The organism is Mycobacterium sp. E3339 (genome assembly GCF_001666915.1).
Taxonomy (GTDB): Bacteria; Actinomycetota; Actinomycetes; order Mycobacteriales; family Mycobacteriaceae; genus Mycobacterium.
Genome location: NZ_LZIZ01000090.1, coordinates 1 through 1,204 on the forward strand (window position 1 = coordinate 1; position 1,204 = coordinate 1,204).

General features: G+C 69.4%; 1 protein-coding gene. It reads left to right on the forward strand.

What is annotated here, in order from left to right; all coding sequences use genetic code 11:
• Positions 1 to 1,204: condensation domain-containing protein (locus A5702_RS08665; protein ID WP_156669532.1), on the forward strand; the 1,204-nt coding region annotated here is incomplete at both ends.

The window sequence follows — 1,204 nt, forward strand, 5'->3', positions numbered from 1 at the left end:
CCGGGATTCCCGAACGTGTGGAGTTGCCGACGGATCGGCCGTATCCGGCGGTGGCCGATCAGTGCGGGGACACGGTGGTGGTGGATTGGTCCGCGGAGCTGCAGCGGCGGGTGCGCGCGGTGGCGCGCGAGTGCGGCGCGACCAGTTTCATGGTGGTCCAGGCCGCGTTGGCGGTGCTGATCTCGCGTGTGAGCGCGAGTTCCGATGTGCTCGTGGGCTTTCCGATCGCCGGGCGGCGCGACTCGGCCCTGGATGGGCTGGTTGGATTCTTCGTCAACACGTTGGTGCTGCGGGTGGACGTGGCCGGTGATCCGACCGTCAGCGAGCTGCTCGGTCAGGTGCGCTTGAAAGGTCTTGCCGCGCTTGAGCATCGAGACGTTCCGTTCGAGGTGTTGGTGGAGCGGCTCAACCCGGTGCGGTCGTTGGCGCATCATCCGCTGGTGCAGGTGATGTTGGCCTGGCAGAACTTGCCCGGTGATCCGGGGTTGGCATTGGGCGACTTGCAGGTGACCCAGCTGCCGGTTGACACCCGCACCGCGCGGATGGACCTGGCGTTCAACCTGGCCGAGCGCTACACCGATGTCGGTGAGCCGGGCGGGATTTCGGGTGCGGTGGAGTTCCGCACCGACGTGTTCGATCCGGGCACCGTGAGCGCGTTGGTGGAGCGGTTGCGGCGGGTGTTGGAGGCGATGACGGCTGATCCGGGCACGAGGTTGTCGGCGATCGATGTGCTCGATGCGGGTGAGCGGGACCGGGTCGAGGCCTGGGGTCATCGGGCGGTGTTGGGCCGGGCGGTGGTTGAGCGCTCGGTGCCGGGGTTGTTCGCCGCGCAGGTGGCGCGGGTTCCGCAGGGGGTGGCGCTGGGTTGCGGGGGCCGGTCGTGGACCTACGAGCAGCTCGATGAGGCGTCAAACCGGTTGGCGCACTTTTTGATCGGTCACGGCGCCGGACCGGGCCAGTGTGTGGCGCTGCTGGTGCCGCGTTCGGGCGAGGCGATCATCGCGATCCTGGCGGTGCTCAAGACCGGGGCGGCCTACCTGCCCATCGACCCGGCCCTGCCCGACGAACGGATCGGGTTCGTGCTGGGCGACGCCGCTCCGATCGTGGTGCTGACCACCACCGCGCTACGCCGGCGGCTGGACGGGCACGACCTCACCGTGCTGGATGTCGCCGACCCCGCCATCGACACCCGGCCGGCCACCGC